Here is a 12,024-nt window from a genome sequence, read left to right on the forward strand (position 1 = left end):
AACGAAGCCAGGTCGTCAGTGCAGGTCGTGCAGCAGCTCGGCGAGGGTGAGGCGCAGCTTGTCCATGCGAGAACGGCTGTAGTGGGCGGTGTCGTATTCGAGCTGGAGGGTGAGTCGGCCGGCGATCGTGAAGACGGTGAGCTTCGGCGGCATGGCCGGGCCCATGGCGAAGACGTCGTCACGCAGGAAGGCGAGGTCGTCGGGGAACGAATGTGGCCGCAGGCGGCCGATATTGGAGATGGCCAGCGTCGGCGGGGACGACAGCAGGCCGGCGGTGAACTCGTCGGCGACCCGCTGGACCGCGAGCGGGAAGCGGGCGGGCTCGCGGCGTTCCAGCCCGGCGCGTAAGCCGGATTCGACCATCCGGGCCAGCTCGAGCGGACCGGCGTCACCGGTGGCACGCACCAGAATTCCGGAGCCCGACGCGTAGTTGACCATCGTCTCGACCGGCACCGGCGGGTGGACCGCACCGCGCACATCAGCCGCGTAGCCGAAGAACAGCGGCAGCGCGCCCGGCTCGGGAAACCGGCTGCGAACGGCGGCCAGCGCCGCGCCGCTGACGACACTGTTGACCGAAATCCCCTGCGCGCGTGCCACTGCCACCAGGTCGGCGGTCGCCTCGGCGGACAATTCGATGCGCTGCATGGCGAACCGGCCGAGCGGGTCGGCACCGGTCCCGTCACCGTCGCGGGGCAGCACGCGCGGGGCGTCGCCGGGGCTCATCGTCATCGCGCCCGCCCGCAAGTCGTCCAGCCACGAGTCCGCTTCGGCCGCCGTCACCACCTCGGCCAGGCGGGTGTCCATCGCCTCGGGCAGCCGCTGATCCGGATCAGGCTGCGGCACAGCGTCTCCGGTCACGTGCGCGGTGTAGTGCCGCCACAGCCGATCCAGCAGCGCGAACCCCGAGCGACCGTCGGAGATGCCGTGATGGACGACGAGCACGATCTGCTGCCGCGCGCCCGCGCGCAGCAGGCAGGCGCGGAACAGCCCGTCGCGCCAGTCCTGCGGCGCGTTGATCAGTGCGAGGTACTCGGCGTCGCCACCCTCGACGACATCGAGGCGCGGGCGGAACTCGTCGTCGCGGACGAAGCGATCGCCCACCACCCGGCTGCGCAGCAGCGGGTGCGCGGCGGCCAGTTCGTCGAGCACCCGTCGGAGGATTGCGAGGTCGAGCGAGCCGTAGACGGTGCTGGCGAGGAACAGCGGCATTCCGGCGGTCGGCACGTTGCCGAGGGCGGTGTCGGTGCCGAAGTAGGTGGATTCGAGCGGGGAAATCGGGCGCTGAGCGGTCATGACGCCAACATACAACTGTTTCAAACACTTGTCACTGACGTTTGTTTGAAACCGATGTCACAAACAGGCGTATGCGGTCCTTGCTATCGTGCGCGGGTGGGAACCCGAGAAGATCTGCTCGACGCCGCCAAGCGCTGCCTCGCCGAACGCGGCTACGCCCGCACCACCGTGCGCGACATCGTCGCCGCCTCCGGCACCAACCTGGCGGCCATCAACTATCACTTCGGCACCCGCGACAAGCTGCTGCAACAGGCGATGCTGGAGTCCAGCGCCACCGCGGTGCAGCACATCCTGGACTCGCTGCCCGCCGCGGACCCGACCGACCCCACCGCCCGCCTCGAGGACTTCTGGCAGCGCCTGATCACCTCGTTCGGCGAGGACCGCGCGCTCTGGCAGGCCAACGCCGAATGCCTCAATCAGGCGCTGCACTCCCCCGAACTCCGCGCCGAACTCGGCGCCGCCCAGGAACTGGCCCGCAGCGGTCTGTCCGAGGCCTTCGGCGACGACCGCGATCTCGGCGCCGTCCTACAGACGATGATCGGCGGCCTGCTGCTGCAATGGCTGATCGACCCCGAGCACGCCCCCACCCCCACCCAGCTCACCGCAGGGGTCCGGGCCCTGCTCCCCCGGACATGACAACGGGCGCACCGGATACCGGTGCGCCCGTTGTCCCTTCGAGCTATTCGGCCGCGGTCGCGGCTTCGGCCGCCTCGGCGGCCAGTGCCCGGCGGCGCACGCGGCGCGCGGCGGCGACCATGTTTCGCAGCGAGGGCTCGAGCTGCCAGTAGTGGCGGGTCTTCAGGCCGCCGTCCGGGTTGGCCCAGAGTCGTTGCGGGGTCACCGCTTCGGCGGCCTGGGTGAGCAGTTCATCGAGCTCGTCGATATCGGGGATGCGGGCCGAGCGGCTCTCGTACACACCGGGGCCGACGCCGTGGCTGAGGCCGTGGCCGGTGGCGACATCCTCGGTGAGCGCCTGCATCACCCATTCGATCGAGCGGGTCGCCACGATCGCGGTGACGTCGGCGTCGAGCTGCTCGATCGCGTCGACCACCTCGGTGCGCCCGGAGTAGCCGATGTGGGTGTGGATCTGGGTGTCGGCCCGCACACCGGAGGTGGCCAGCTTGAAGGCGCCGACCGCCCAGCGCAGGTACTCCTCGCGCCCCTGCGGACGCGGCGGCAGCAGCTCACGGATGGCGGGCTCGTCGACCTGGATGATCGCGATGCCCGCCTTCTCCAGGTCCACCACCTCGTCGCGGATGGCCAGCGCCACCTGGTCGGCGGTCTCGTAGAGCGGCTGGTCCTGGCGCACGAACGAGCGGGCCAGCATGGTCACCGGACCGGTGACCATGCCCTTGACCGGCTTGTCGGTCAGCGACTGGGCGTAGGTGGTCCAGTCGACCGACATCGGCGCGGGCCGCGAGACATCGCCGTAGATGATCGGCGGGCGCACACAACGCGAGCCGTACACCTGCACCCACCCGAAGCGGGTGGTGGCGAAGCCGTCCAGCTGCTCGGCGAAGAACTGGATCATGTCGTTGCGCTCGTGCTCACCGTGCACGAAGACATCGAGGCCGATGTCCTCCTGCAGCCGGATCGTCGCCTCGATCTCGGCCTCGACCTGCTTGCGGTAGTCCTGCTCGGACAGCCGGCCCTGGGCCACCTCGTGGCGGGCCTGGCGCAGTCTGACGCTCTGCGGGAACGAGCCGAGCGTGGTCGCGGGCACCACCGGCAGGTTCAGCCGCTCCTGCTGGGCGGCGCGGCGCTCGATGTACGGCTCGCGCTCGCGCATCTCCGGGGTCACCGCGTACACGCGCTGGCGCACGGCGTGCTTCTGCTTGAAGTGCACCTCGGTCGGGCGCTTGCGCCAGTTGTCCGAGGGCCCCTCGGTGAGCGCCTTGGCCAGCGAGACCACCTCGCCCACCTTCTGCTTGGCGAAGGCGAGCCGGTCGGCCACGTTGCCGTCGATGTCGTACTCGGCGAGCACGTCGTAGGGCACGTGCAGCAGCGTGGTGCCGGTGGACACGACCAGGTCGGGGCAGACCTCGGCGATCGAGTTCAGGTAGCTCAACGTGACGAAACGGTCGGCACGCCAGACGTTGGTGCCGCTGATGACACCGGCGTAGAGACGCTTGCGCTTGATCCCCGGGATCGCGGCCAGTTCCTCCGGCGTCATCCGATAGGACGACAGGTCCAGGCCGATCGCCTCGACATTGCTCGCGGCCAGGATGCGCAGCGCCTCACCGAAATCGCCGTACTGGCCGGTGACCAGGATGCGCGGGCGCAGCGGCGCCTTGGCCAGCCGCTGGTAGGCCTTGTCGAAGGCGGCCAGTTCGGCGGCCGATCGCTCGCCGGTGAAGCAGGGCTCGTCGAGCTGCACACAGGTCGAGCCGCGCTTGGCGAGGATCTCGAACAGTTCCTCGTAGAACGGCAGCAGCTTGTCGAGCAGGCTCAGCGTGTCGAACTCGGCCTCGCCGGGCACGTGGCCCGCCTTCGACAGCAGCAGCAGCGACACCGGGCCGAGCACGACCGGGCGCAGTTCGATCCCGCGCGCGATCGCCCGGTCCCACTCGTCGAGCAGGGCCTCCGGATGCAGCGAGAACGTGGTGTCGGCGTCGAGTTCGGGCTGGCGGTAGTGGTAGTTGGTGCCGAAGAAGCGCACCAGCTCCAGCGGCGGCAGGTCCGGGTTGCCGCGCGCCATCAGGAAGTAGAAGTCCAGGGGGTGCATGCCCTCCTGGTGCTCCTTGAACCGCGACGGCACGGCGCCGAAGAGCAGCGCGTTGTCCAGGATGTGGTCGTAGAAGGAGAAGGTGTTGCCGGGCACCTGGGTCAGCCCGGTCGCGGCCAGCTCGTTGAACTGGCGCTCCTGGATGTCCCGGCCTACGGCGAGCAGTTCCTCGCGCTCCAGCGATCCGCGCCAATACGACTCGAGCGCACGCTTGAGCTCGCGGTGCGGACCGATCCTCGGATATCCGAGAACGCTCGACCCGAATCCATCGGTGACGTTGACCATGACCGGGATACTCCCTTTCGATCACCTGCGCCGGCACCCGGACGACGCCGGACCCGCGCATTGCTGCGCTCGACATATCGCCGGGCCACGCTGACGCGTCCGGCAACAGCAGCTTAGGCCGCGCGCGCGGGCCTTCGCTGTTCCCCCTGCAAACACCCCCGAAATGACCGAAGGCCACCGTCATCGCGTAGTCGGTGATGACGGTGGCCTCCGGGGAGCAAACCCCTACTTGCCGTACTGGTAGAAGCCGGCGCCGGTCTTCTTGCCCAGCAGGCCCGCCTCGACCATCCGCATCAGCAGCGGCGGAGCCGAGTACAGCGGCTCCTTGAACTCGGCGTACATCGAGTCCGCGATCGATTTCACGGTGTCGAGGCCGACGAGGTCGGTCAGCGCCAGCGGGCCCATGGGGTGGGCACAGCCGAGCACCATCGCCTTGTCGACGTCTTCCTTGGTGGCGAAGCCCGACTCGACCATCCGGATGGCCGAGAGCAGGTACGGCACCAGCAGCGCGTTGACGACGAAGCCGGAGCGGTCGGCCGAGCGGACGACCTGCTTGCCCAGGATGTCGGCGGCGAACTGCTCGGCGCGCTTGGCGACCGGCTCGCTGGTCTTGAGGGTGGTGACCAGCTCGACCAGCGGCAGCACGGGGACCGGGTTGAAGAAGTGCAGGCCGACCACGCGCTCGGGGTTCGCCGTGGCGACCGCGATCTTCATGATCGGGATGGAGGAGGTGTTGGAGGCGAGCACGGCGTCGGGGTCGGTGACGACCTTGTCCAGCTCGCTGAAGATGGCCGTCTTGACCTCTTCGTTCTCGACAACGGCCTCCACGACCAGCTGACGGTCGGCGAAGTCGCCGAGATCGGAGGTGAAGCGCAGCCGCCAGGCCGCCTGCTCGCGCTCCCGCTCGGTGATCTTGCCGCTGCTCACGCCACGGTCCAGCGAGCGCAGGATCCGAGCGCGGCCCGCGGCGGCGAGTTCGCGACTGGTCTCGTAGACGAGGACGTCGACGTGCGCGCGTGCGCACACTTCCGCGATGCCCGCGCCCATCTGTCCGGCGCCGATGATGCCGACGCGCTGAATCTTCTCGCTGCTCACGTCCCGCTCCTGTAATTTTGGCGGCTGGCGCCGCGGGGTTTCGGCCCTAAGCCCCGGCTCTTCCCTCCCTACGGGCACTCCTTCGTCGCGCCCTCCGGTCAGTCCAGAGCCGGGGACGGGCCGAAACCATGGGGGTCTGCGACCCGAAGTACCCAAAGTATAGGGATGCCCTCCCCTGTCGGGGCTGATCGACAGGAGAGGGCGTACACCCCTACCGGAGTAGAGGAAATGCGTTGCTACTCAAAGCCGCCCGGTAGGGCGACCTCGAGGAGCCAGTTCGCCGCCGGGTCGTCGCCGAGCGCTCGAAGCGCAGGTGCCGAAGGCACGAGTCTCGAGTGCTCGGCGGCGGCCCTGGAGGGGCGGCGAACACGTCGCGGCGGAGCCGCGACCATGTCTCAGTGGAACTGACCCTCTTCGGTGGAGCCCTTCAGGGCAGCCGTCGAGGTGTTCGGGTCCACGGTGGTGGCGATGGTGTCGAAGTAGCCGGCACCGACCTCACGCTGGTGCTTCACGGCGGTGAAGCCACGCTCGGCGGCAGCCTTGAACTCGCGCTCCTGCAGGTCGACGAACGAGGTCATGCCGTCGCGGGCGTAGCCGTACGCCAGGTCGAACATGCCGTAGTTCAGCGAGTGGAAGCCGGCCAGGGTGATGAACTGGAACTTGAAGCCCATCGCGCCGAGCTCACGCTGGAACTTCGCGATGGTCGCGTCGTCCAGGTGCGCCTTCCAGTTGAACGAAGGCGAGCAGTTGTAGGCCAGCAGCTGGTCCGGGAACTCGCTGCGGACGGCCTCGGCGAACTTGCGCGCGACCTCGAGGTCCGGCACGCCGGTCTCCATCCAGATGAGGTCGGCGTAGGGGGCGTAGGCCTTGGCACGCGCGATGCAGGGCTCGATGCCGTTCTTCACACCGAAGAAGCCCTCGGCGGTACGGGTGCCGTCCAGGAACTCACGGTCGCGCTCGTCCACGTCGGTGGTGAGCAGGGTGGCGGCCTCGGCGTCGGTGCGGGCGATGATCACCGACGGCACGTCGGCGACGTCGGCGGCCAGACGCGCGGAGGTCAGGGTGCGGATGTGCTGCTGGGTGGGGATCAGCACCTTGCCACCGAGGTGGCCGCACTTCTTCTCCGACGCCAGCTGGTCCTCCCAGTGGACACCGGCGGCACCCGCGGCGATCATCGCCTTCTGCAGCTCGTAGGCGTTCAGCGCGCCACCGAAGCCGGCCTCGGCGTCGGCCACGATCGGGGCCAGCCAGTTGGCGACCGAGTTGTCACCCTCGACCTTGGAGATCTCGTCGGCGCGCAGCAGCGCGTTGTTGATGCGACGGACCACCGACGGGACCGAGTTCGCCGGGTACAGCGACTGGTCGGGGTAGGTGTGGCCGGACAGGTTCGCGTCACCGGCGACCTGCCAACCCGACAGGTAGATGGCCTTCAGGCCGGCGCGAACCTGCTGCACGGCCTGGTTGCCGGTGAGGGCGCCGAGGGAGTTGATGTAGTCCTCGTTGTTCACGAGGTCCCACAGGATCTCCGCACCGCGGCGGGCGAGGGTGTGCTCCTCGACAACGTTGCCCTGCAGGGCGACGACCTGCTCGGCGGTGTAGTTGCGGGTGATGCCCTTCCAGCGCGGGTTGGTGTCCCAATCCTGCTGGATCTCCGCAGCGGTCTTCGGGGTGCCGACAGTCGACATCTCTGACTCCACTTCCTCGGTGTGGTCGGTGCTCCTACGGTCCAGCCGTGAAACAACCGGCGGCTTAACGCTTTCGGTTGCGCGACTCGTACTGCTGAAGCAATTTGCAGGCTTGCTAGGACTAGCTAGGGCCTGAGGGGTGTACTTCCACACGATGGCACACCAGGAAATAGCCGTCTACCTGTTGCTTATGTGAATCTCAGCTAGGTTTGCCGCCGCGTTTGCTAACTTTGCGAAATTTGCGGGCTAATTGCAAGCACCCGCCCTACCGACCGGTAGCGCTGACCAGGAGTTTTAGCATAACGCCCGTACTGTTAGCGCTTCCCGCCCGGGCGCCGCCCGACACGCCCAACCCTCGCACCTTGTGAGCTGTTTCACACACCACGCCGGGCAGGAATGGTGTGCGTGTCGTCACTGCATTCGCCCGAGGTCGACGCGCACCCCGGAAGTGGGGGCGCGGTGGGCAGTCCTGGACACTCGTCCGCGAAGACGAGAGGGTGACCCCATGAGGATTTCGAGGATCGCGGCCACGTCGAAGGTCGCGCTGACGGTGGTCGCGGCGACGGCCGCGGTGAGCCTGGTGCCGATGGCGGCGAGCGCGCAGCCGGCACCGCGGGCCGGGAGTGTCGTCGGCGTCGAGGCACTGTCCCCGGCAGCGACGCTGCCCGGCTCGGCGCGCGCCGAGCGGTTGCTCTACCGGTCGACGACCGCGGGCGACCAGCCGACCACGACCAGTGCCGCCGTGTACTTCCCGACGGGCGAGGCGCCCGCGGGCGGGTGGCCGGTGATCGCGTGGGCGCACGGCACCGTTGGTCTCGGGGACGACTGCGCGTACAGCGTGGCGGGCCCCGCCGCGGTCGAACGCGACTGGGCCTACCTCGGCACCTGGCTGAGCCAGGGGTACGCGGTCGTGGCGGCCGATTACGCGGGCCTCGGCGGCCCGGGTGAGCACCCGTATCTCAACGGCGTGGTGGAGGCGCACAACGTGGTCGACGCGGTGCGCGCGGCCACCACGCAGTACCCGGCGCTGTCGAACAAGTGGGCCGTGGTCGGCCAGTCGCAGGGCGGCGGCGCCGCGGTGTTCACCGCTCGCTACGCCACCGAGTTCGGCGGTTCCGCCCTCGACTATCGCGGCGCGGTCGGCACCGGCGTGCCCGCCTACATCGAGGACGTCATCGGCCTACTCGGCCCCGGCATGCCGCCGATCGCGCTGAGCGCGCACCTGTCGGCCTACGTGCTCTACATCCTCAACGGCCTGCGCACCACCTTCCCCGAGCTCGACATCGACAGCCTGCTCACCGAGTCGGGCCGCGACTGGGTCGCCCGCGCCCAAACCGGTTGCATCGGCCCGCTCGGCGACGAACTCGCCGCCGCGAAGCCCAGCCTGGGCAGCCTGCTCGCCCGCCCGCTGTCGTCGATTCCCGATCTGCGCGGGCTGCTCGCGCGCTACATGGGCCTGCCGGAATCCGGCTACGACCGGCCGGTGTTCCTGGGTCAGGGCCTGCGCGACACCGATGTGGTCACCCCCGAGACCCTGCGCTTCGCCGCGGTGCTGACCGCGAACCGCCAGCCGGTCACCGTCCGCACCTACCCCACCGACCACGACGGCACGGTCAACGCCTCCCTCGTCGACTCGCTGCCGTTCGTCCACGGCCTCTTCGCCTGAGCACCGGACCCGGCCCGGTCAGGGCCGGGTCCGCGCCAGGACCGCGCGCACGACGGCGGCGTACGCGGCGGGATGGGTGAGATTCCCGTTGTGACCGCCGGGGAATTCGACCAGCGGCGCGTCTCGCAGCTCGGCCAGCTCGCGCGCGCACTTGTGGTCGAAGACCTGCGGCCCGGTGGTGCGCCCGGTCGCGGGCACGATGCGCACCGGTGATTCCCGCAGCGCCGTGACATCGACGCAGTCGGCCCGGACGGCGGTGAAGTCGTGGCCGAGGAAGTACTCGAAGTTGCGTGCGCGCTCGGCGGTGATCGGCGCGAGCCGCACCCCGGGCTCGACATCCTGGTTCGCCGGATCGATCCCGAGCGTGCGCACCATCGGCGCCAGCGCCGCCCGCCAGCCTTCGGCGCGGAAGACCTCCTGACACTGCGCGAGTTCCGCCAGGTGATGGGCCCGCTCGGTCGCGGCCAGCAGCCACGGACTCACCGGCTCGTGCGCGATCAAGGTGCTCAGTTGCCCCGGATGCGTCACCGCCAGGTGCAGCCCGATCGAGGCGCCCATACTGCAGCCGAGCATCGCCACCGGCGCGTCGGTGAGCGCGGCGAGCAGCCGGTGCGCATCGTCGGCGTGGGTGGCCATCGACGCGCCCGGCGTGCCGTGGATCCGGCTGCGCGAGAGCCCGCGCCGGTCGTAGGTGATGACGGTGAAGTCCGCCTCCAGTTCCCGCACCAGCGCTTCGCTGCGCCGCGCGCCCCCCTCCCCGCTCTGCGAGATCAGCAGCATCGGCCCGTGGCCGCGCACCTCGTAGTACAGCTCGGCGTCGGGAACCGGCAGCGTGTCGGCGTGAATCGTGCTCATGCCACTCACCGTAATTCATCAGATTTGATACATCAAGAGTGATGTAACTTGAGCGGTATGGATGGAGTCGAACTGTTCCTGCTCGGGCGAACGCTGATGAAGATCGGCGAGGAGGCCCTGCCCACGGCGGGTCTCGGCGGCGGGCACCGCCCGGTGCTGGTGGTCACCAGCGACATCGTCGCCCACCCGGACAGCACCGTCGGCGAGATCGCCCGCCGCACCGGACTGCCGCAGAGCGCGGTGTCGACGGCGGTCGCCCGGCTCGAGGAGGCGGGCTCGATCACCACCGCCACCGACCCGCGCGACCGCCGTCGCACCGTCATCCGCCCGGCGGAACGGATCTCGGCGCGGGTCGCCCAGATCCGCGCGTCCACCATCGACGCGGCCGTCGCCGCGGCTCTGCCCACCGCCGACCCGGCCGCGACGGCCGAGGTACTCCAGGCCTTGGACGTCCTCGCCCGGCACTTGCGCCCGCGGGGCACGGAACCACGGTAGAAGTGCCGCGCCCCTCGAATTCGGGAGCGCGGCCGGACTTCTCACACCATCGGCGGATGCACCTTGCGCCAATGTTCGGCGATGTCGATCCGCCGGGCGATCCACACTCCGTCGTGGGCCTGCACGTGATCGAGGAACCGTTCCAGCGCCGCGGTCCGCGCGGGCCGGCCCGCCAGGCGGCAGTGCAAACCGATCGACAGCATCTTCGGACTGCCCTCGGCGCCTTCGCGATACAGCACGTCGAACGCGTCGCGCAGGTGCGCGAAGAACTCGTCGCCGTTGGCGAAGCCGGCCGGGGAGGCGAAGCGCATGTCGTTGGTGTCGAGGGTGTACGGCACGACCAGGTGGTTCTGACCCCGCACCTCGGTCCAGTACGGCAGATCGTCGGCGTAGGAGTCGGAGTCGTAGACGAATCCGCCGTGCTCGACGACGAGCTCCCTGGTATTCGGCGAATCGCGGCCGGTGTACCAGCCCAGCGGGGCCGCGCCGGTCAGCTCGGTGAGCACGCGCACCGCCTCGGCCATGTCCGCGCGCTCGATATCGCGATCGATGAGCTGATACGACTTCCATTGCAGCCCGTGACAGGCGATCTCGTGGCCGAGCTCCCGAAAGGCCGCCACCGCTTCGGGATTACGCTGCATGGCCCGCGCCACCGCGAAGATGGTGAGCGGCAGCCCGCGCCGCTCGAAGGCGCGCAGCACCCGCCACAGCCCGGCGCGGGAGCCGTACTCGTAGAGCGATTCCATGCTCATGTGCCGGTTCGGGAACGCCTCGGCCGGAGTCATCTCGGACAGGAAGGTCTCCGAGTGCGGCGACCCGTCGAGGACGTTGTTCTCCCCGCCCTCCTCGTAATTCAGCACGAACTGCACGGCGACCCGCGCGCCGCCGGGCCACTGCGGATCCGGCGGATTCGGGCCATAGCCGACGAAGTCGCGAATGTCACTCATGCGCCCAGCTCCCCGTAGAGCCGCAGGCGGGCGAGGCCGCCGTCGGGATAGATGTCGAGGCGCACCTCCTCCACCGAGGCGGCGGCAGGCGCGAGCGCGAACCGATGCCTGGTGTCGGGCAGCAGATCGGTGCGCGGCAGCAGCTCGACCTGGGTGCCGTCGTTGGTGAAGCCGGTGAGCGAGGCCGCGCCGGGGCTGTTGCCGAGGAAGCAGGAAGTGTCGATCTCGGCGAGCCGGATCGCGCCCGGACCGGCCAATCTGATGCGCACCCAATCGTTTCCGTCGTCGCGGCGTCGGGCGGTCTCCCAGCCGTCGCCCATCACCCTGGCCAGGCCGGGGTAGAGCAGCTGGTTGGGCGAGCTGTAGAAGCGGTTGGAGCAGTCCAGGACGAGTGCGCCGTTCTCCAGCGCGGCCAGGTCGAGCGGGCCGAGGCCCAACAGCGCCGGGTCGGGTCTGCCCTCGCCGTGCACGCGCAGGCGGGCGACGCCGCCGTCGGGGTGCATGGTGAGTTTCACGTGGGTCCAGCGGCTTTCGCTGTCGATGGGGAACGGATTGCGGCTGTCGCCACCCACCTTCACCCGGTCGAGCAGGGCGACCCAGTCGGTGCGAGCGGCGATCTCCTCGGCGGGCGGATACCCCTCGATCGCCAGCGCCGCCAGCGACACCTCGGGCGGGTAGTTGCCCTTGAACCAGGCGGTGTCCACCACGACACCGCGGATCACGCCCGGCACGCCGAGCCGCACGATGGCGCTGTCGTCGCCGGGCTTGCCCCGGTGCCGTCGGGTCTCCCAGCCGTCGTAGACCTGTCCCTTGTGCCCGAAGGTGGCCGGTCGATATTCCGACGGACCCGGGTTGACCAGGTTCTCCTTCTCCGCGAAGAACTCGTCGTTCGCCCAGATCACCGACCCGCCGAGGGATCGAACCGCCAGATCGGGGAGCAGCGTGAAATCGTCGCCGCCGAGGTGTGTGGTCACCGTT

10 protein-coding genes are annotated in these 12,024 nt (G+C 69.4%); 3 read left to right on the plus strand and 7 right to left on the minus strand.

The features are described 5' to 3' along the window. Window positions 1-15: 15 nt before the first annotated feature. Complete coding sequence (locus ATM97_RS32490; protein ID WP_218722032.1) at window positions 16-1,293, minus strand: hypothetical protein; 1,278 nt, start codon at window positions 1,291-1,293, stop codon at window positions 16-18. Between the two features lie 96 nt (window positions 1,294-1,389). Here ATM97_RS32490 and ATM97_RS32495 point away from each other — a divergent pair, with 96 nt between their 5' ends. Continuing rightward, window positions 1,390-1,929 carry a TetR/AcrR family transcriptional regulator gene (locus ATM97_RS32495; RefSeq protein WP_218722033.1) on the plus strand — a complete coding sequence of 180 codons (540 nt, stop codon included), beginning with the start codon at window positions 1,390-1,392 and terminating at the stop codon, window positions 1,927-1,929. 43 nt (window positions 1,930-1,972) lie between these two features. Here ATM97_RS32495 and metE read toward each other — a convergent pair whose 3' ends face one another. The 3 genes from metE to aceA all read right to left on the minus strand — a co-directional run bounded on the left by metE (window position 1,973) and on the right by aceA (window position 7,083). Next, window positions 1,973-4,303 (minus strand): 5-methyltetrahydropteroyltriglutamate--homocysteine S-methyltransferase, encoded by a 2,331-nt coding sequence (gene metE, locus ATM97_RS32500; RefSeq protein ID WP_218722034.1) that lies wholly within the window; start codon window positions 4,301-4,303, stop codon window positions 1,973-1,975. A 225-nt stretch (window positions 4,304-4,528) separates the two neighbouring features. Then, window positions 4,529-5,398, minus strand: a complete 870-nt coding sequence (locus ATM97_RS32505) for a 3-hydroxybutyryl-CoA dehydrogenase (RefSeq protein ID WP_218722035.1) — start codon at window positions 5,396-5,398, stop codon at window positions 4,529-4,531. A gap of 395 nt (window positions 5,399-5,793) precedes the next feature. Further along, window positions 5,794-7,083, minus strand: a complete 1,290-nt coding sequence (gene aceA / locus ATM97_RS32510; RefSeq protein WP_218722036.1) for an isocitrate lyase — start codon at window positions 7,081-7,083, stop codon at window positions 5,794-5,796. A gap of 505 nt (window positions 7,084-7,588) precedes the next feature. Between aceA and ATM97_RS32515 the strand changes: the two genes are divergently transcribed. Beyond that, window positions 7,589-8,749, plus strand: coding sequence for a lipase family protein (locus ATM97_RS32515; RefSeq protein ID WP_218722037.1), 1,161 nt, complete (start codon window positions 7,589-7,591; stop codon window positions 8,747-8,749). Between the two features lie 18 nt (window positions 8,750-8,767). On the opposite strand, the gene ATM97_RS32520 is transcribed toward ATM97_RS32515, so the two are convergent. Beyond that, the gene (locus ATM97_RS32520; RefSeq protein WP_218722038.1) at window positions 8,768-9,604 is read right to left on the minus strand and encodes an alpha/beta fold hydrolase; all 837 of its coding nucleotides are present in this window, start codon (window positions 9,602-9,604) and stop codon (window positions 8,768-8,770) included. A 57-nt stretch (window positions 9,605-9,661) separates the two neighbouring features. Here ATM97_RS32520 and ATM97_RS32525 point away from each other — a divergent pair, with 57 nt between their 5' ends. Further along, window positions 9,662-10,099 carry a MarR family winged helix-turn-helix transcriptional regulator gene (locus ATM97_RS32525; protein ID WP_218722039.1) on the plus strand — a complete coding sequence of 146 codons (438 nt, stop codon included), beginning with the start codon at window positions 9,662-9,664 and terminating at the stop codon, window positions 10,097-10,099. A 41-nt stretch (window positions 10,100-10,140) separates the two neighbouring features. Here ATM97_RS32525 and puuE read toward each other — a convergent pair whose 3' ends face one another. Then, window positions 10,141-11,046 carry an allantoinase PuuE gene (puuE, locus tag ATM97_RS32530; RefSeq protein ID WP_218722040.1) on the minus strand — a complete coding sequence of 302 codons (906 nt, stop codon included), beginning with the start codon at window positions 11,044-11,046 and terminating at the stop codon, window positions 10,141-10,143. Then, complete coding sequence (gene alc, locus ATM97_RS32535; RefSeq protein ID WP_218722041.1) at window positions 11,043-12,020, minus strand: allantoicase; 978 nt, start codon at window positions 12,018-12,020, stop codon at window positions 11,043-11,045. The genes puuE and alc overlap by 4 nt, the downstream gene beginning before the upstream one ends. Between the last annotated feature and the right edge of the window lie 4 nt (window positions 12,021-12,024).

The organism is Nocardia sp. MH4 (assembly GCF_019266065.1).
In the GTDB taxonomy this organism is placed as follows: domain Bacteria; phylum Actinomycetota; class Actinomycetes; order Mycobacteriales; family Mycobacteriaceae; genus Nocardia; species Nocardia canadensis.